The following is a 19,811-nucleotide window of genomic DNA, read 5'->3' on the forward strand; positions in this document are numbered from 1 at the left end:
AATAGCTTAATATCAAGATATGCTAGTGATATACTAATATTGACAAGGAGTTTTTATGAATTTTGATAAAACAAATAAAACTTATTTGGATTGAATTAATAATCCAAATCTAGATCAAGAATTAAAAGAACTTTTATTAAATGCTAGCGATCAAGAATTAAGTGCTGCATTTAACTTAGAACTAGAATTTGGTACAGCAGGAATTAGAGGAATTTTAGGTGCTGGACCTGGACGCTTTAATGTCTATACTATTAAAAAAGTTACTATTGCATACGCAAAATTACTACTTAAAAAATATCACAATAGATTACAAGATGGTGTAGTAGTTGGTCATGACAATCGTCATAACTCAGCTAAATTTGCTAAACTAGTAGCTGAAATTTTAACAAGTTTTGGAATAAAAGCTTATTTGTTTAAAGATAATGCTATGAAACCAACTCCAGTTGTTTCTTTTGCGACTAAAACTTTAAATTGTATTGGTGGAATCGTGATCACTGCTTCACACAATCCAAGTCAGTATAATGGTTATAAAATTTATGATCCAGCAGGATGTCAATTAATGCCTGAAGATACTGATGTGATTGCAAGTGAAATGGATAAAATTCAAGATATTTTAAACTGAACTTTTACTGCTAAAAAAGAGTTGTTAGAAACTGTTAGTCAAAAAGTAATTGATAAATATTTTGAAATGATCAAAAACTTAGAATTTTATAAAAATCAACAAAAATCAAAATCTCAAATTAAAATTGTTTTTTCGGCAGTTAATGGAACTGGAACTGAATTTACTCCTATAGTGTTAGAGCAATCAGGTTATGATGTGATTCAAGTAGCTGAACACGCATTTGAAGACGAAACATTTAAAAATGTTATCAACCCAAATCCTGAATTTGATCCTGCGTGAAAAATTCCTTTAGAATATGCTAAAAAATATGATGCAGATCTAATTATTATGAATGATCCTGATGCCGATCGATTTGGCATGGCAGTTAAACACAACAATCAATTTATCAGACTAAATGGTAATGAAACCGGACCAGTTCTAATTGATTGAAAATTAGATAATTTAAAACGTTTAAACAAATTACCTAAAAATCCAGCGTTGTATTCGAGCTTTGTGACTTCTGACTTAGGAGATCGTATTGCTAGTGAAGGTTATGGTGCAACTATTGTTAAAACCTTAACTGGATTTAAATGAATGGGTAATGAAATTGCTAAAGAAAAAGATAATGGCTTAAACTTTGTCTTTGCTTATGAAGAAAGCTTTGGTTATGTTTTAGATGATTCAACAAGAGATAAAGATGGTATTCAAGCATCAATTATGATTGCTGAAGCATGTTGGTATTACAAACAAAAAAACATGACTTTAATAGATTATTTAGATTCTTTATATGATAAGTATGGTTATTATTTCACTGATACTATTAATCTAAACTTTAAACCAGAAGAAAAAGATTTAAAAATTAAACCATTAATGCAGAGTTTAAGAACCAAAGGATTGATTGAAATTGCTAATTTAAAAGTCATTAAAACTGAAGATTATATTAATGGGTTATATAACATGCCGGGTCAAGATCTTTTAAAATTTTATTTAGAAGATAAATCTTGATTTGCAGTTCGACCAAGTGGAACCGAACCTAAGTTAAAAATTTATTTTATTGGTGTTGATAAATCACATAAACTTGCTAAACAAAAAGTTTCAGCAATTTATCAAGAATTAAAACAACTATTAGAGATCTAAGGAGAAAATATGGAAGTTAAATTAAATAAATATATTGATCACACACTATTAAAACCTGAAGCAACCAAACAAGAAATTATCAAATTATGTCAAGAAGCAAAGCAATATGATTTTGCTACAGTTTGTGTTAATACTTGTTGGACTAGTTTGTGTAAAGAACTTTTAAAAGACTCAAATGTTGGTATTACTAATGTAATTGGTTTTCCTTTAGGTGCTTGTTTAACTGAAGTTAAAGTTTTTGAAACTCAACAAGCAATCAAAAATGGTGCTGATGAAATTGATATGGTGTTAAACATTGGTGCTTTAAAAGATAAAAATTATCAGCTAGTTTTAGAAGATATGAAACAAGTTAAACAAGCTGCAAAAGATCATGTTGTTAAATGTATTATGGAAAATTGTTTATTAACTGAAGATGAAATCGTTAAAGCTTGTCAACTAGCTGTTGAAGCCGGGTTAGATTTTGTTAAAACTTCAACAGGGTTTAACAAATCAGGAGCAACTTTTAAAGATGTTGAATTAATGAGTAAAACTATTAATAATCAAGCCCAAGTTAAAGCTGCTGGTGGAGTTAGAACTTATGATGATGCCATTAAAATGATTCAAGCAGGAGCAACAAGATTAGGAACTAGTGGTGGAGTTGCAATTATGCTTGGAAACGAACACAATCAAGGTTATTAATTAATGAGGTTATCAACCTTATTTTATTGATTTTGTTTTATATTTAAAAAGGAATAAAATATATCATGTATACATATTATCTAAAAACTTAATAAAAAAGACTAGTTAATCACAAAAAACAAATAGTTAATGTGCTTTTTATTGTAAGAAAAAATAAATTGGTTTAGAAAGTATTTTTATTTAAGAATGAAAGGCATTACAAGACTATGAAAAAATTATTATCAGTTTTAGGTGCAACTGGAATGATCACTTCAACTGCAATATTTGCAGTTGCCTGTCAAAAGTCAGAACCTGTTGTTATTGAGAAAAAAGAGTTAAGTTCAATTATAACAGTAAAAGATTTAGGTAAAGATTTAAAAGACAAGCAAGACTCAACAATTATTGCAAAAGTGATTGAACAAAATCCTAACACAAGTCTACAAGAAGCCGATCTTCAAGTTAGTGATATTAAAGAATCTCAAGATAAAAAATTTACTGCTAAAATTTCACCTTCAGAAGAAGGTAAAGCAAAATTCAAAGGTGAAGTTTCTGTTGAGTTTAAGTTATTTGATCTAGAAGCAAATTTAATAGATCTAAAAGAAGTGATTAAAGAAACAAAAGTTGAATTACCTAAATTTCAATGAAAAGAAGAAAAGATTTTAGAAAGAATTGTTAGATTAAATCACTCTGCTAAATTAGATAAAAATGACTTAAAAATAGAAGTAGATAAAGATAAGATGAAAGCAAAAGCTTTCCCATCAGAACAAGGTAAATCAAAATACAAAGGTTCTGTTGAACTAACTCTTGTAGCTTTGAGTATAATTTAAATTAGAAACAATAGAAACGAGTAAACACTACTCGTTTTTTAATATAAAAAGATCATCAATACAACATAGCAAAAGATTGATAATTTTCTTATTTAATTCAATTTAAGGATCTTGATCTATTTAATACTAAAAAAGTTCAAAAAAATATTTAGTTTTACAATTGCAAACTTAATTTATTAGTGTTAATATTTTAAGGTCGTTTATGACTCGTTAGCTCAGCAGGTAGAGCAACTGGCTTTTAACCAGTGGGTCCGGAGTTCGAATCTCCGACGAGTCACCATTGTTTGGGGAATTGGCGGAATTGGCAGACGCACTAGACTTAGGATCTAGCGTCTTTGACGTAAGGGTTCAAGTCCCTTATTCCCCACCAACTTAGACAATAAATTAACCGGATAAAAGCCGGTTTTTATTTTGAAAAGAGTTAAGTTTATTTAAAATTTACAAGTTAAAAATAATTTAATTTTTTTAAAAAAATACTTGTATTAAATATTTAAAAGTTATAAACTTAATTTTGTCACTAAGAGAACAAGAAAATTTCTTTCTTGAAAATCAATACGATCTTTGAAAACTAAATAGAACAAATTATTGTACAAATCTTGTCAAAAAGATGAATTTGAGTAATAAAAATACTTATATTAAACAATAACAAAATAGTCAGAATCTACTTAAATTTTTATAAACACAATTTTTAAAATGAGAGTTTGATCCTGGCTCAGGATAAACGCTGGCGGCATGCCTAATACATGCAAGTCGAACGGGGGTGCTTGCACCCCAGTGGCGAACGGGTGAGTAACACGTATCTAACCTACCTTATAGCGGGGGATAACTTTTGGAAACGAAAGATAATACCGCATGTGAATCTTATTATCGCATGAGAAAAGATTGAAAGAACCGTTTGGTTCACTATGAGATGGGGATGCGGCGTATTAGCTAGTAGGTGAGGTAATGGCTCACCTAGGCGATGATACGTAGCCGAACTGAGAGGTTGATCGGCCACATTGGGACTGAGATACGGCCCAGACTCCTACGGGAGGCAGCAGTAGGGAATTTTTCACAATGGACGAAAGTCTGATGAAGCAATGCCGCGTGAGTGATGACGGCCTTCGGGTTGTAAAGCTCTGTTGTAAGGGAAGAAAAAATAAAGTAGGAAATGCCTTTATATTGACGGTACCTTACCAGAAAGCCACGGCTAACTATGTGCCAGCAGCCGCGGTAATACATAGGTGGCAAGCGTTATCCGGATTTATTGGGCGTATAGGGTGCGTAGGCGGTTGTGCAAGTTTGAGGTTAAAGTCCGGAGCTCAACTCCGGTTCGCCTTGAAAACTGCATTACTAGAATACAAGAGAGGTAAGCGGAATTCCATGTGTAGCGGTGAAATGCGTAGATATATGGAAGAACACCTGTGGCGAAAGCGGCTTACTGGTTTGTTATTGACGCTGAGGCACGAAAGCGTGGGGAGCAAATAGGATTAGATACCCTAGTAGTCCACGCCGTAAACGATGAGTACTAGGTGTTGGGTGAACTCAGCGCCGCAGCTAACGCATTAAGTACTCCGCCTGAGTAGTATGCTCGCAAGAGTGAAACTCAAAGGAATTGACGGGGACCCGCACAAGTGGTGGAGCATGTGGTTTAATTCGAAGCAACACGAAGAACCTTACCAGGGCTTGACATCCAGTGCAAAGCTATAGAGATATAGTAGAGGTTAACATTGAGACAGGTGGTGCATGGTTGTCGTCAGTTCGTGCCGTGAGGTGTTGGGTTAAGTCCCGCAACGAACGCAACCCTTGTCGTTAGTTACTAACATTAAGTTGAGGACTCTAACGAGACTGCTAGTGTAAGCTAGAGGAAGGTGGGGATGACGTCAAATCATCATGCCCCTTATGTCCTGGGCTACACACGTGCTACAATGGCTGGTACAAAGAGTCGCAATCTCGCGAGGGGGAGCTAATCTCAAAAAACCAGTCTCAGTTCGGATTGAAGTCTGCAACTTGACTTCATGAAGCCGGAATCACTAGTAATCGCGAATCAGCTATGTCGCGGTGAATACGTTCTCGGGTCTTGTACACACCGCCCGTCACACCACGAGAGTTGGTAATACCAGAAGTGGGTAGCTTAACCGCAAGGAGAGCGCCTCCCAAGGTAGGACTAGCGATTGGGGTGAAGTCGTAACAAGGTATCCGTACGGGAACGTGCGGATGGATCACCTCCTTTCTATGGAGTTAAATTTATTAAAGACTATTTTGGTTCTATTTAGTTTTCAGAGATTGTATAGTCTCTGACAAACGATTGTTCTTTGAAAACTGAATATTAGATGAAATGCAATTTTCTAATTATAACAATATATAATTAGATAATTTATTACGAAATTATTTCGTAATGACATCAAACAATTAACTAAAATTAATTGAGTTACAAATTGCTAGAAAGATTTTCTAAAAAAATAGTAAGAGCATATGGTGAATGCCTTGGAAAATGGAGCCGAAGAAGGACGTGACTACCTGCGAAAAGTCTGGGGGAGCTGGAAGTGAGCTGCGATCCCGGAATGTCCGAATGGGGAAACCTAACATGATTTATCTCATGTTGTCAGCAAGTCAATACATAGCTTGTATGATGGGAACCTAGGGAACTGAAACATCTTAGTACCTAGAGGAAAAGAAAATAATAATGATTCTGTTAGTAGTGGCGAGCGAACACAGAACAGGCCAAACCACTCTACGGGGTGGGGTTGTAGGACTTTTGTTAGAGTTACAAAGTGATTGTATAATAGAAGCTATTGGGAAATAGCGGCATAGAGGGTGATACCCCCGTATATGAAATATAATCACCTCGAAAAAGTATCCTGAGTACGGCGAAACACGTGAAATTTTGTCGGAATCTGCCAAGACCACTTGGTAAGCCTAAATACTACCATTTTACCGATAGTGAACCAGTACCGTGAGGGAAAGGTGAAAAGCACCCCGAGAGGGGAGTGAAAAAGATCCTGAAACCATATGCTTACAAGAAGGTAGAGCCCGTTAATGGGTAATACCGTGCTTTTTGTAGAAAGAGCCGGCGAGTTACTATTGCATGCAAGGTTAAGTCGATATAGATGGAGCCGTAGTGAAAGCGAGCCTTAATAGGGCGTTTAGTATGCAGTAGTAGACACGAAACCGGGTGATCTAGCCATGAGCAGGTTGAAGTTAGGGTAAAACCTAATGAAGGACCGAACCAGTATTCGTTGAAAAGACTTTGGATGACTTGTGGCTAGCGGTGAAATTCCAATCGAACCCGGAGATAGCTAGTTCTCCCCGATATATCTTTAAGGATAGCGTTATGTGAATTGTTGTGGAGGTAGAGCACTGAATCTATGATGGCTGCACCTAGCGGTACTGATTAGAATTAAACTCCGAATGCCATAACTTGTACATAGCAGTCAGAACATGGGTGATAAGGTCCATGCTCGTGAGGGAAACAGCCCAGATCGTCAGTTAAGGTCCCTAAATATAAACTAAGTGTGTAAGGATGTGGAATTGCACAGACAGCTAGGATGTTGGCTTAGAAGCAGCCATCATTTAAAGAGTGCGTAACAGCTCACTAGTCGAGTGATTCTGCGCCGAAAATGTACCGGGGCTTAAGTTTATTACCGAAACTACGGATTGTATGCAAATACAGTGGTAGGGGAGCGTTCTAAATGCAGTGAAGTCAGACCGTGAGGACTGGTGGAGCGTTTAGAAGTGATTATGCCGGCATGAGTAACGTTTGGAAGTGAGAATCTTCCATGCCGTTTGACCAAGGTTTCCTGGGCAAGGTTCGTCCACCCAGGGTTAGTCAGGACCTAAGGCGAGGCCGATAGGCGTAGTCGATGGACAACAGGTTGATATTCCTGTACCAGTTAGTTAGTGATGGAGTGACGAAGAAGGATAGTGTATCCCGAGGATTGGTTGTCTCGGGCTAAGCACAAAGACGGTAACATTGGCAAATCCGTGTTATTTAACGTTGAAGTGTGATGGGGAGTGAACGGTTCGCCTAGTAACGAAGTATATGACTCCACGCTTCCAAGAAAAGCTTCTAACTTAATAACTAATTGCCTGTACCTAGAACGAACACACGTGGTCAAGGAGAAAATCCTAAGGCAAGCGAGATAACTGTAGCTAAGGAACTCTGCAAAATAACTCCGTAACTTCGGAAGAAGGAGTGCTCATCTTTGATGAGCCGCAGTGAAGAGGGAGGGGCAACTGTTTAACAAAAACACAGCTCTCTGCTAAGTCGCAAGACGATGTATAGGGGGTGACACCTGCCCAGTGCCGGAAGGTTAAAAGGAGAAGTCAGCGCAAGCGAAGCTTTGAATTGAAGCCCCGGTGAACGGCGGCCGTAACTATAACGGTCCTAAGGTAGCGAAATTCCTTGTCAGGTAAATTCTGACCCGCACGAAAGGTGTAATGATCCCTTCGCTGTCTCGGCTGCAGACTCGGTGAAATTTTAGTACCGGTGAAGATGCCGGTTACCCGCAACTAGACGGAAAGACCCCGTGGAGCTTTACTATAACTTGATATTGAAATTTGGTGTAACGTGTAGAGGATAGGTGGGAGACTGCGAGACTAGCACGCCAGTGCTAGGAGAGTCAACCTTGGAATACCACCCTCGTTACATTGGATTTCTAACTTCGACCCGTGATCCGGGTTAAGGACAGTGTCTGGTGGGTAGTTTGACTGGGGCGGTCGCCTCCCAAAGAGTAACGGAGGCGCTCAAAGGTATCCTCAGTATGGTTGGAAATCATATGTAGAGCGCAAAGGTAGAAGGATGCTTAACTGCGAGACTTACAAGTCGAACAGATACGAAAGTAGGACTTAGTGATCCGGCGGTCCCGTGTGGAAGGGCCGTCGCTCAACGGATAAAAGTTACCCCGGGGATAACAGGCTTATCTCCCCCAAGAGTTCACATCGACGGGGAGGTTTGGCACCTCGATGTCGGCTCATCGCATCCTGGAGCTGTAGTCGGTTCCAAGGGTTGGGCTGTTCGCCCATTAAAGCGGTACGCGAGCTGGGTTCAGAACGTCGTGAGACAGTTTGGTCCCTATCTGTTGTGGGCGTTGGAAAATTGCAAAGAGCTGTTCCTAGTACGAGAGGACCGGAATGGACGCACCTCTGGTGCTCCTGTTGTCACGCCAGTGGCACAGCAGGGTAGCTATGTGCGGACAGGATAATCGCTGAAGGCATCTAAGCGAGAAGCCCCCTTTAAGATGAATTTTCCCATTCATAAGATGTAAGATCCCATGTAGACCACATGGTTGATAGGATGGATGTGTAAGTGCTGTGAGGCATTAAGCTAACCATTACTAATAGATCGAGTGACTTTTTAGAAAAAGCAATTTTAACTAGCATTTTTAACTAATATTTAGTTTTCAAAGAACAATCAAACACCTGATCTGGTGGTTATAGTGTAGAGGTCACACCTGTTTCCATGCCGAACACAGAAGTTAAGCTCTATTACGGTGAAAATATTGCATTTGTGAGAAGATAGCAAGCTGCCAGTTTAATTAAGAACCTTCGGGTTCTTTTTTAGTATATTTAAGCATTTAGATACTTGTAAAAATATTTGATAATATTAAAAAATAGTATAAAGTAAATAAAAAAGACTATTTAGAAAGTGGTGCAAAATGAAAAATAAGAATTTTATAGTATTTTCTGATCTAGACGGAACACTATTATATGATGATCATAAGTTTTCAGACAAAACAATTAAGGTTGTAAATGATCTATATGATAATGGAATTTATTTTGTTTTAGCTACTGCAAGAACTTTTAAGGATTTAAAAGAAAAAGCAAGTATGTTGGGAATTGATAAAAAAGGTGGAATCATTGCTGCAAGTAATGGTGCTCAAATATATGACTTTAAGACAAATACTTTTATTGTTAATGAATTCCTACCAACTGAAATTATTAAAGAAATTTTTGATAGATACTATAACAAGTTTTTTGCTAAGCTTAACTTTTATTCAGCAGATTCTTCATATGTTTTTGCCGAGGGAAAAAGCAGTAAATTTTGAGCAGAAACTATGGGATTAAGATATGTGGTTGTTGATTCAGCAGATCAAATTGATGAACCAATTACTCATTTATATATTGTTACAAATAATAAAGCAACTGATGAAGAAAAATTTAATGAATATAAATATTTAATCGATAAATATTCTCAACATTATAAAGTAGATAGTTATAGTAATAATAGAGTTTTTGATATATCTGTTAAAGGTATTGATAAAGGATCAATTGTTAAAAAAGTTAAAGATTATTTAAATTTAGATGACAAAACACACTCTTATGGATTTGGTGATGGACCTAATGATGTGTCATTACTAAAAGCCTGTGATACTGGTGTGGCTATGAAAAATGCTATTCTTGAACTTAAAGAAATTGCCGATGATGTTAGCGAATTTGCCAATGACCAGGATGGTGTTGCTAATTATATTTATGATAAAATTATTGTTGGTCAATAGAAAGAAGGTTTTGTTATGTCAGAAATGATTAAAATCACTAACGAAGAACAATTTAGAGAAGAGATCAAATCAGGTAAAGTATTAATTGATTTTAACGCTACTTGATGTGGTCCATGTAGAATGTTGATGCCGTTAGTTCATGACTTAGCTTCAAAAACTAATGATGTTAAATTTTTAGATGTTGATGTTGATATTAATCCAGAGATTGCTAGAGAATATCAAGTTATGTCAATTCCTATGTTAGCAATTTTAGAAAATGGTAAATTAATTAATAAACATGTTGGATTTGCAAGTCCTGAACAATTGAAAAACTTAATAAAATAAAAATACCAGCTTGTAAAACTGGTATTTTGTCTGTTTAATAGAACTATTTAATAGAAACATTTAAAGCTTCAAAACCTTTTTTGTTTTCAGCTAATACAAAAGTAACTTTTTCTCCTGAATCAAAATAATTTAGATCATTAATGTTGATATTTTTATAATGTACAAAAACATTACTTTTATCTGAATCACTAATAATAAATCCAAAACCTTTTTCTTTACTAAATCATTTAACAATGCCTGTATTCATTTATTTACCTCCAATCTTTTAAATGTTTATTAAATTAAGATTGTAGTAAATTAAAATTAAACATAAATCTTTTATTTGATAACAAGGTTATTATATACTAATTATTTGTTTAGAATAAGTGAAATATTAAAAACTGCTCTAATTATAGTGCTTTAAAGATATTTATATTATTTTAATAAACAATTACTTTCTTTTTTATAAGCGATAACTTCAATTTCGATACTAGCATCTTTTGGCAAACCTGCAACTTGAAAAGTACTTCTAGCTGGTTTATGATCCTGAAAATATCGTGCATAAATTTCATTAACTTTTGTAAAATCATTAATATCTTTTAATAAAACCAAGGTTTTAACAACATCATTTTTACTATAACCTGCTTGATTTAAAATGGCATCAATATTTTTTAAGGCATTTTTTGTTTGTTGTTCAATACTTGCTGGTAATTGCATCGTTTGTGCATCTAGTCCTAGTTGACCTGATAAGTATAATGTGCCATTACAAATTTGTATTGCTTGAGAGTATGGTCCTATTGCTTTAGGTGCATTATCAGTATGAATTATTTTCATTTCAATCCTCCTTAATTTAATTCTAATGCATTCTTTAATCTGCTAACTAGACTAATTAGTTCTTTTCTAGGACATGCAATATTGATTCTAAATCAGTTAGGATCAGCATTATAAAATTCTTCAGCTAGACTTACTATTAGATTTTGCTTTTTTAAATTTATTTTGAATTGATCTAAAGTTATACTATTAAACTTTATTCAAACCAGATATGATGAAGTCATTTCAACATAATTTAGTTTATCTTTATTAGTTTTTAAAGGAGTTTCTTTAAGGTACTGATAATTGTTTTGTATGTAAGTTTTAAATTATTGCACTCATTGAAAAACTTCAGGTTTAGTATAAGCTGTAATCATAGCTTGTTGAGAAAAAACATTTGGTAAACCTAGACCACTTTTAGTGTAAGCTTCAACTAATTTTTGATAAACATGCTTATTTTTAGTAATAACAAATGAACCTTGCAATCCAGCTAAGTTAAACAATTTATTTGGTGAAGAAGCAACCATGTAAAAATCATTTTTAACCTTAAATCTTAGTAGGGATAAGTGTTGTTTATTTTTTAAAAATAAATCTCCGTGAACTTCATCAGCAAAGATAAAGACGTTGTTGTCTTCACAAATTTTAATCATTTTTTTAAGTTCTTGATCTGATCATTGAACTCCACCTGGGTTGTGTGGATTACAAAGCATAAATATTTTGATGTTATGTGTTTTAATTTGCTTTTCAAAATCATCAAAATCAATTTTAAAAGTTTTATTGTCAAAAATTAATTTGTTTTCAATCAGCTTTCTGTTGTTTGCTAGAATGCTTTTTTCAAGTGGTTTATATAGTGGTGATTGAAGTAAAATGGCATCTTTTTGTTTAGTCATAGCAATAACAGCCTGATGCATAGCATTAACTGTTCCAAAACCTAGTTTAATTCATTCTGCTTGTAATGAAATATTATGTAGTTTTTGATATCAGTTAGTAATTGCATCAATTGATTCATCAAATGTGAATGTGTAACTATAACTATTTTTTTGAGCTCTTTTAATAATTTCATCTGAAATGTATGTTGGTGTTGCAAAATCAGTATCAGCAATAGAACAATTTAATACTTTATGATAATTATCTAATTTATAGGCTGATCTTAAAAAAGTATCATCTCATCTACGTTCTTTAGTTTGTTTTCTAAGATCAATTTTAAGAGTATCAAAATTATTAAAATCTGGATTAGAATTTAAATCGTTTTTCATATCAACAACTCCCGTTTACACTTTTATTATAGTTCTATAAAAAACTCATAAAATTAAAAGTCTTAAAAATAAATCTAGCAATTTTTAACTAATTATTTGATAAATTGCTAACTAAAAAATCATTTATTTATACTAATATTTGCAAGTTATTTTCTAAACTATTAGAGTATTTAACTTTGTTATAATAATTTCAAAAAGGAGAATTTGAGATGTATAAAATGATTGCAATTGATTTAGATGGTACAGTTTTTTCACACGGATATGGTGTTCATCCTTTAACTTTACAAGCACTAAAAAGAGCACAAGAAAAAGGTATGGTGATTGTAATTGCAACAGGAAGAAATTCAAAAACTACAAAACCGGTTGCTGAAAAATTGGGCTTATTAAATTCAGGTATTCCTTTTGTGGGCTTAAATGGTGGACAAGTTTTTAGTTATGAACATGATGGAACTGTTAATATTAGATATACCAAACATTTTACTAAAAAAGAAAGTGAAGAAATTTTTAATTTAGCAATGCAACATAAAGCACAAGTTTTTGCTTATAGTGTTGATGAAAATGTTGCTTATAAAAGTAAAGGGTTTTCGTTTTTTGCACTTTGAATGAAAAAACGCGTCAAAAGAGTTGTTAAAGTTTATGATCCAAAAAAAGAACTTGATGTTGTTATGGCTAAATACATTTGTTTTGGTAATCGTAAAGATATGAAAAAACTACGTCAAGAAATTGAAAAAAGAGGTTATAGTATTTATTCATTTAGTTATTTTACTAATTCAAAAGAAAACGTTGAAATTAATCCTAAATCAGTTAATAAAGGTTATGGATTAGAATATGTTGCTAAAGAATTACAAATTAAACCTCAAGAAATTATTTTTTTTGGCGATGGAGAAAACGACATTGAGGCTTTAAAATTTGCTGGAAAAGGTGTTGTTATGAAAAATCATGGCCGAGAAAATGTTAGACAAGCTGCTGATGATATCACTGAATTAGTTGCAACAGATGGAGGGGTAGGAGATTATCTTTATAAGCATGTTTTAAAAGAACCTATTCCTGATCAATTTAAAAATAAGTGTAAATAATTTTAGCCATTATCTGTCAAGTTAAAATAATGGTTTTTATTTGTTTTTTTAAAAAAACTCTTTAAAATTAAAAAAGTATTGTATTTTAAATCTGTAAATTATTTATAAAAAGAAAGGGGGTAATTATTAATGTCTAGAATAAACCTAAACCCTATTAGTTATATTATTTTTGAATGATTAGATGTTATTATTGCCCATTCTCAAATTAAAGAAATCGTTTTAGAAAATGAAAGTCTCTCCCTTAATTAGGAGTCTTTTTAAGACTTCTTTTGTTGTATTTTTTAATCGTTAACTCAATACAATAAAATAAGGAGATTAGAATGAAAGATAATATTTTAGAGTTAAGAAACGTTACCAAAGATTTTGATGGTAAGGTTGTTTTGAAAGGAATTAGCTTTAATATTAAATAAGGAGAATTTATCACCTTGCTAGGACCTAGTGGATGTGGTAAAACAACAACTTTAAGAATTATTGGTGGTTTTGAAAAGCCAAATAGTGGTGAAATTTTATTTGAAGATAAAAATTTGTTACCAATCCCAATTAATAAGCGCCAATTTAATACTATTTTTCAATCATATGCACTTTTTCCACATTTAAATGTTTTTGAAAACATTGCTTTTGGATTAAGAGTTAAAAAAACTAAACAAGATATGATTGAACGTGAAGTTGCCAAACAAATTCGTCAAGTTGGTTTAGAAGGATATGAAGAAAAAAAGATCAGTGAGCTAAGTGGTGGACAAAAACAACGTGTAGCAATAGCTAGAGCACTTGTTATGAAACCTAAAGTTCTTTTATTAGATGAACCAATGGCAGCATTAGACGTTAAATTAAGAAAAACTATGCAAACTGAATTAAAGCGCTTACAAAGAGAAATTGGAATCACTTTTATTATGGTAAGTCACGATCAAGAAGAAGCACTAAGTATGAGTGATCGTGTTGTTGTGATGAATGATGGAAATATTCAACAAATTGGAACACCAGAAGAAATTTATAATGAACCAGAAAATGCGTGAGTAGCTAATTTTATTGGTATTTCAAATATCATTTCTGATGGGATTTTTATAAAAGATCACGTTGTTAAATTCGATGGTAAAGAATTTAAATGTATGGATACTAACTTTGGTGAAAAAGAACAAAATATTGATATTGTGATTCGTCCTGAAGATATTTTTATCGATAAGGTTGATCAAGGTTTTTTTAATGCAAAAGTTATTGGTACGACATTTAAAGGAATGTTGTGAGAAGTTATTGTTAAAACTAATAAAAATAGAGAATGAATTATTCAAACAATTGATGAATGTCATCCTGGTCAAGAAGTTTCAATTAAATGAAAATATGAAAGCATTCACGTAATGTGAAAAGAGGTTGAATAGCTGATGACTAAAAACAAAAAAGATCTTGAAACTAAAGGTTTTAATCAAGAAGAATTAGCAGAAGCTATCGATGAACAAAAAGTACAAATTAAACGTGAAAATTTTAGATTAAAAATTAAAGAAGTTAATAATTACTTTGCAAAAACAAAGGTATTTAATTTTACAAAATCAACAGTTTGACCGATATTGCTACCATTTTTTATAGTAATGTCATTTTTAGTAATACTTCCCTTAATTTTGATTGTGGTTTATGCTTTTGTTCAACCTTCAGATGGCATTAAAATGTTTGAAATCTCAATTAATAAGTTTATTAGGTTATTTACTGATAATGATTTGATGATTTCATTGTTACTTTCAATTGGATATGCTATTGTTGCTGGAATGTTATGTGTTGTTTTAGGTTATCCGATTGCACTAATTATGGCTAAAATGAGATCTAAAATTTTAGCAAGAAACATGTGAGTAATTGTGACATTACCGATGTGAATTTCAATGTTATTAAAAGTCTTAGGACTTAGATCTTTATTTTACTTACTAGCAAGTTCGGCTATTGGAACACCAATTGCTATGATTATTGGTATGACTTATATGTTTATACCTTTTGCAATCGCTCCAATTTATGATTCACTAGAATCTCGAAGAATTGATTTAGAAGAAGCAGCTCAAGATTTAGGTTGTTCAAATTTTAAAACTTTTTGAACAGTAACATTGCGTTCATCAATGCCTGGAGTTTTAACTGCTTTTAGTCTAGTGTTAGTTCAAGCAGCAACAAGTTTGATCGTAGTTCATTATATGGGTGATGGAAAAATTAATTTAATTACTGCAGCAATTGAATCATATTTCTTTCAAGGAAGTGACTTTGGATTTGGTGCAGCAATTTCAGTAGTTTTAGCAATCATTGTCTTTATTGTGATGTTAGTTATGAAATTATTAAGCAATAAATTTGAATCTAAGGAGGGTAAAAAGAAGTGAAAAAATTCTTAAAAAATACTTATTTTGCAATCATTATTTTATTTATTTATGCCCCTATCATTACAATGATTATTTTTTCATTTAATAACGGAGAAACTACTGATTCTTGATCAGAATTTTCATTGAAAAACTACACATTATTGCTTTCAAATTCACCATTTTTAAATTCGATTATTACTACTTTATTTGTAGCAATTATTTCCACAGTTGTTTCAGTTATTATTGGAACTTTAGCTGCAATTGGGTTAAGTAAGACTAAAAAAGTTACCAGAAATAAGTGATACTCAATTGCAAACATTCCTTTGGTTAATGCTGATGTAGTAACTGCAGTTTCATTAATGATTGTCTTTTTATTAAGTGGCTTAAAATTTGGAGTTATTACTTTAATTATGGCTCATATTTCATTTAACGTACCATATGTACTAGTGACAGTGATGCCTAGATTAAGAAAAATTGATCCTAGTTTAATTGAAGCTAGTTATGATTTGGGAGCAAAGAATCGTCAAGTAATGTTTAAAGTGATGATTCCAATTTTAAAACCAGCGATTATTACTGCTAGTGCAATTGCTTTTGCGATGAGTTTTGATGATTTTATCATTTCTTATTTTACAGGTGGAGATCAAACCAATATCTCAACTTTTATTTATTCAGCTAAAAAAGTTAGACCGTTTATCTTTGCTTTTGGAACTATTTTAGTTGGCGTGATTGCTTTTTCAGTGATTATCTGAAATGCTGTTGTTATTTACAAACAAAATAAAGCTGAAACCCGCCAAAAATTACAAAATGATCTTTACAAAGCAAAACAATTAACTAATTTAAATCAAGAACTAGAAGATTTAACCAAAACTTTACAATCTAAAACAATTGTTAAGAAACGTTTAAAAATTAATTTATGATTAAAATACTTTGTTTTAAAATTTAAATTATTTATTTTTAAAATTAATAATTATGATAAAAAGATTTCTAAATTACAATGAAAACAATATAAATTAAAATCTAAAATAGGTAAAGAAAAAAGATATCAAACTAGACTAAAAAAAGCAAATAAAAAACTAACCCAACTAAACAAACAATTAGCAAAAACTACTGATATTAAAAAGGCAGCTAAACTAACTTTACAAATTGAAAATCTAACTGAAAAAATTGAGTTTTTAGAAGATCAAGTACAAGTTGTTGAAGAGCGTCAAGAAGCTACTGCTTTAAAAATTAAAAAACTTAAACAAAAAGTTAAAGCTTTAAAAAATGATTTAAAAAATGAAAAAGACCCATCTAAAAAACTTGTAGAATGATATCAAAATAAAATTAATTATTTTAATGAATGAATCATTGAACTTGAAGAAGGAAAAGATCATTACAATCTAAGAATAGTAGTTGAAAAACTACACGAACTACAAGATGTTAGAAAAAATAAAATTGTTGAATTAAATGACAAAATTAATGCTGTTTTATCTGAAATTTATCTTACAGTTTCAATTACTAAACAACTTGATGCTCAAATTGATCAAGCCAGTGATTTAGAAACTAAAATCAAACTAGAAGATTTAAAAGCCCAAAAATTAAACAAATTTAATTTGATATATGCAGATAAAATTAATAAAAAACAACAACAAATTGAAAAAATAAATAATCATATTTTGAAATTAAAAAACAAGTTGTTTATCCAAGCTGAAGCAAAAACTCACTCAAAATCATTTCTAGCTAAGTCATGAAAAACTCTTTTAGTTTCACTTGTTGGAATTGGAGCATTTTGTGGTTTAACTACTGCTTATATTTTAAATAATACTTATGATTTGATTGTTGCTAACTGAGGAGAATATATTGACACTGATATTATCCGAAATTTCCAACAACAAACTAAAAAAAGAATCAGTTATCAAACTTATGATTCTAATGAAAATTTATACAACAAAATTCAAACTGTTGAATACGATCTTATGGTTCCAAGTGACTATATGATTCAAAGATTAGTTAACGATGGTAAACTTCAAAAAATAGATTATTCTAGATTGAATGTATGAGCAGAATTTGATAGTGCAAAAGGTTCAAAAGTAAAAATTAATGAAAATAATAAGAGTGGTAAACAACAAATTCACTCATCATTATTATCAGTTATGGCTAAATCTGAAGTTAAACCTCCTGAAGATCCAAACGAAGAGGAACAATCAAAAAATCATTCAGGAATTTTAAACACCAATTCTATTGTTGATTTTGCTGTTCCTTATTTATGAGGAGATCTATCAATTATTGTTAATCCAACAGAAGAAAATAAGAATTTCTTGAAACAACAAGATGTCAAATTTGATGATTCAACTGGAGAGATTGAAAATAGTACATTATCATGAGAAATTCTAGAAACAGCAGCTAACGCAAATAAAAAAGTTGTTTTAAACAATGATCCAAAAAATGTCTTTCAAATTGGAGCTCAAATAGTTTATCAAAAACCTAACTTAGAATCTGAAAGAGAAGTAAATAAAGTAGCTGATCGTATTAGAGGTCTGATTCAAAACTCTAATGTTTCACTAAATGGTGATGATTTAATTAGTAAAGCAACTAACCGTCATTTTGATTTTGCTGTTATGTATAATGGTGACGCAGCAACTGCTAATAAAGATTGAAATAATGAACATGAAGATGAGCAAGTTAAATTCATTTTTGGAAGACCTAATAAAGAAGTTAATACTAATAATAATGGAAAAAGATATCAAACAACCAATATTTATTCTGATAGTATCGTGATTTCTAAAACTGCAAAAAATCTTGATTTAGCTTATGAATTTATTAATTTTTTATATGAAAATTCAGCTGATATTACTAGTTATGTTGGTCAAGCTTCACCTTCTGTTGAAACTGATGAAAAAATGACAAAAAAAGATGAAGGAGAATATGCAGACTTTAAAAAGCTGTACCTACCAATAACAGCTCAAGAAAAAAATGATACTGGTAAAAATAAAGAATTTAAAACAAATAATAATGAAAGATTAGCGTTTACTTACAATGGTAAAATTGATGAACATTTAGTTAATTTATACACAAAAATAGTTGCCGGAAAGAGATAGTCACAAGACTATTTTTTGTTTTGTAATTTACTAGCAATTATCTTTATTGTTAATCTTAAAAATATTTGATTTTGTCTATAGCATTTTTCTAAATAATGTGTAGAATAAATATTGCATGTATATTTTGTGTGCTCTAGTACAACACACCGGTAGGTGTTGTTGAAGAAAATAAGAAAAATAGGAGGTTAGCATGGCAGAACAAAAAATGAGAATTAAATTAAAAGGTTATGATCACGCTATTGTTGATCAAAGCATTGCAAAAATAATTCAAGCTGCTGAAGGTACTGGTGCTAAAGTTCGTGGACCAATTCCATTACCAACAGAAAAACAAATTATTACTATTTTAAGATCTGTTCACATTTACAAATACTCAAGAGAACAATTTGAAATGAGAACCCACAAAAGATTATTAGAAATCTTAAACCCAACACCAGCTACAATGGATGTTTTAAAAAGAGTTCAACTACCAAGTGGTGTAGACATCGAAATCAAATTATAATAATCTTCTTAAAAATTATTAGAAAATACAAAATATAGATCTTGCCAGAATATACATGGTTATCAATTTAGGAGGAAAAAATGAAAGGAATCTTAGGACGTAAAGTAGAAATGACTCAAGTTTTTACTGAATCAGGTAAATTAGTACCAGTTACAGTAGTTGAGGTTCTACCAAATACAGTTTTACAAGTTAAAACACAAGAAACTGATGGATATACAGCTGTTCAATTAGGAATTGTTGATAAAAGAGTTAACTTAGTAAATAAACCTGAATTAGGTCACTTTAAAAAATCTAACTCAGCTCCTAAGCGCTTCGTAAAAGAAATCAGAAACATGACTGGATATGAACTAGGTCAAGTTATTACTGCTAGTGATATATTTGTTTCTGGCGAATACGTTGATGTTACAGGAATTACTAAAGGTAAAGGATTTGCTGGAGGAATTAAAAGACATAATTACTCACGTGGGCCAATGGCGCATGGTTCAGGATATCACCGTGGAATTGGATCAATGGGAGCAATCATTAACCGCATCTTTAAATCTAAAAAAATGCCAGGTCATATGGGGCATGCTAAAAGAACTATCCAAAACTTAGAAATTATTGCAATTGATGCAGATAATAACTTAATGTTAATTAAAGGATCAATTCCAGGACCGAAAAAAGGATTTATACAAATCAAACAAAACATTAAAGGATTAGAAAATAAAAAAGCAGTTGAGCTATTAAATAGAAATAAAAAAGTTGAAGCAGAACCACAAGCTTAGTTAA

Annotated in this window: 15 protein-coding genes, 2 tRNA genes and 3 rRNA genes; 16 read left to right on the forward strand and 4 right to left on the reverse strand. The window is 31.9% G+C overall.

Annotated elements, in window-relative coordinates; all coding sequences use genetic code 4:
• The first annotated feature begins 55 nt into the window (after positions 1-55).
• The 10 genes from MPUT_RS00600 to trxA all read left to right on the forward strand — a co-directional run bounded on the left by MPUT_RS00600 (position 56) and on the right by trxA (position 10,022).
• A complete protein-coding gene (locus MPUT_RS00600; RefSeq protein ID WP_014034882.1) occupies positions 56-1,738 on the forward strand; it encodes a phospho-sugar mutase in 1,683 nt (560 codons plus the stop codon).
• A gap of 9 nt (positions 1,739-1,747) precedes the next feature.
• Positions 1,748-2,416, forward strand: a complete 669-nt coding sequence (deoC, locus tag MPUT_RS00605; protein ID WP_014034883.1) for a deoxyribose-phosphate aldolase — start codon at positions 1,748-1,750, stop codon at positions 2,414-2,416.
• Between the two features lie 206 nt (positions 2,417-2,622).
• A complete protein-coding gene (locus MPUT_RS00610; RefSeq protein WP_014034884.1) occupies positions 2,623-3,222 on the forward strand; it encodes a lipoprotein in 600 nt (199 codons plus the stop codon).
• 204 nt (positions 3,223-3,426) lie between these two features.
• Positions 3,427-3,502 (forward strand) — tRNA-Lys (locus tag MPUT_RS00615).
• A 6-nt stretch (positions 3,503-3,508) separates the two neighbouring features.
• Positions 3,509-3,592: transfer RNA gene (locus MPUT_RS00620), tRNA-Leu, on the forward strand.
• A gap of 319 nt (positions 3,593-3,911) precedes the next feature.
• A 16S ribosomal RNA gene (locus MPUT_RS00625) occupies positions 3,912-5,434 on the forward strand.
• 222 nt (positions 5,435-5,656) lie between these two features.
• A 23S ribosomal RNA gene (locus MPUT_RS00630) occupies positions 5,657-8,562 on the forward strand.
• 64 nt (positions 8,563-8,626) lie between these two features.
• Positions 8,627-8,735 (forward strand): 5S ribosomal RNA (rrf, locus tag MPUT_RS00635).
• Together the 16S, 23S and 5S rRNA genes with 2 tRNA genes alongside form the textbook arrangement of a ribosomal RNA operon.
• 123 nt (positions 8,736-8,858) lie before the next feature.
• The gene (locus tag MPUT_RS00640; protein ID WP_014034885.1) at positions 8,859-9,698 is read left to right on the forward strand and encodes an HAD family hydrolase; all 840 of its coding nucleotides are present in this window, start codon (positions 8,859-8,861) and stop codon (positions 9,696-9,698) included.
• A 15-nt stretch (positions 9,699-9,713) separates the two neighbouring features.
• Entirely contained in the window at positions 9,714-10,022 is a 309-nt protein-coding gene (trxA, locus tag MPUT_RS00645; protein ID WP_014034886.1) for a thioredoxin, read from the forward strand.
• 43 nt (positions 10,023-10,065) lie between these two features.
• Here the strand turns inward: trxA and MPUT_RS00650 are convergent, their stop codons facing one another.
• The 4 genes from MPUT_RS00650 to MPUT_RS00660 form a co-directional block, all read right to left on the reverse strand.
• Positions 10,066-10,269, reverse strand: a complete 204-nt coding sequence (locus tag MPUT_RS00650) for a cold-shock protein (RefSeq protein ID WP_014034887.1) — start codon at positions 10,267-10,269, stop codon at positions 10,066-10,068.
• A gap of 167 nt (positions 10,270-10,436) precedes the next feature.
• A complete protein-coding gene (locus tag MPUT_RS00655) occupies positions 10,437-10,835 on the reverse strand; it encodes a RidA family protein (protein WP_014034888.1) in 399 nt (132 codons plus the stop codon).
• A gap of 11 nt (positions 10,836-10,846) precedes the next feature.
• Positions 10,847-11,056 (reverse strand): hypothetical protein, encoded by a 210-nt coding sequence (locus tag MPUT_RS03770; protein ID WP_231992261.1) that lies wholly within the window; start codon positions 11,054-11,056, stop codon positions 10,847-10,849.
• An 84-nt stretch (positions 11,057-11,140) separates the two neighbouring features.
• Positions 11,141-12,067, reverse strand: a complete 927-nt coding sequence (locus MPUT_RS00660; RefSeq protein WP_231992262.1) for an aminotransferase class I/II-fold pyridoxal phosphate-dependent enzyme — start codon at positions 12,065-12,067, stop codon at positions 11,141-11,143.
• A gap of 209 nt (positions 12,068-12,276) precedes the next feature.
• Here MPUT_RS00660 and MPUT_RS00665 point away from each other — a divergent pair, with 209 nt between their 5' ends.
• From MPUT_RS00665 to rplC, 6 genes are all read left to right on the forward strand, one after another.
• Complete coding sequence (locus tag MPUT_RS00665; RefSeq protein WP_014034889.1) at positions 12,277-13,143, forward strand: Cof-type HAD-IIB family hydrolase; 867 nt, start codon at positions 12,277-12,279, stop codon at positions 13,141-13,143.
• Positions 13,144-13,568: 425 nt separating this feature from the next.
• Positions 13,569-14,516: an ABC transporter ATP-binding protein gene (locus MPUT_RS00670; protein ID WP_238523148.1), complete on the forward strand. Its 948-nt coding sequence runs from the start codon at positions 13,569-13,571 to the stop codon at positions 14,514-14,516.
• Positions 14,517-15,500, forward strand: a complete 984-nt coding sequence (gene potB, locus MPUT_RS00675) for a spermidine/putrescine ABC transporter permease (protein WP_187287317.1) — start codon at positions 14,517-14,519, stop codon at positions 15,498-15,500.
• Entirely contained in the window at positions 15,485-18,544 is a 3,060-nt protein-coding gene (gene potCD, locus MPUT_RS00680; RefSeq protein ID WP_014034891.1) for a spermidine/putrescine ABC transporter permease/substrate-binding protein, read from the forward strand. The genes potB and potCD overlap by 16 nt, the downstream gene beginning before the upstream one ends.
• Before the next feature lie 190 nt (positions 18,545-18,734).
• Positions 18,735-19,043 (forward strand): 30S ribosomal protein S10, encoded by a 309-nt coding sequence (gene rpsJ, locus MPUT_RS00685; RefSeq protein WP_014034892.1) that lies wholly within the window; start codon positions 18,735-18,737, stop codon positions 19,041-19,043.
• Positions 19,044-19,123: 80 nt separating this feature from the next.
• Positions 19,124-19,807, forward strand: coding sequence for a 50S ribosomal protein L3 (rplC, locus tag MPUT_RS00690; RefSeq protein ID WP_014034893.1), 684 nt, complete (start codon positions 19,124-19,126; stop codon positions 19,805-19,807).
• Positions 19,808-19,811 lie beyond the last annotated feature (4 nt).

The organism is Mycoplasma putrefaciens KS1 (assembly GCF_000224105.1).
Taxonomy (GTDB): domain Bacteria; phylum Bacillota_I; class Bacilli_A; order Mycoplasmatales; family Mycoplasmataceae; genus Mycoplasma; species Mycoplasma putrefaciens.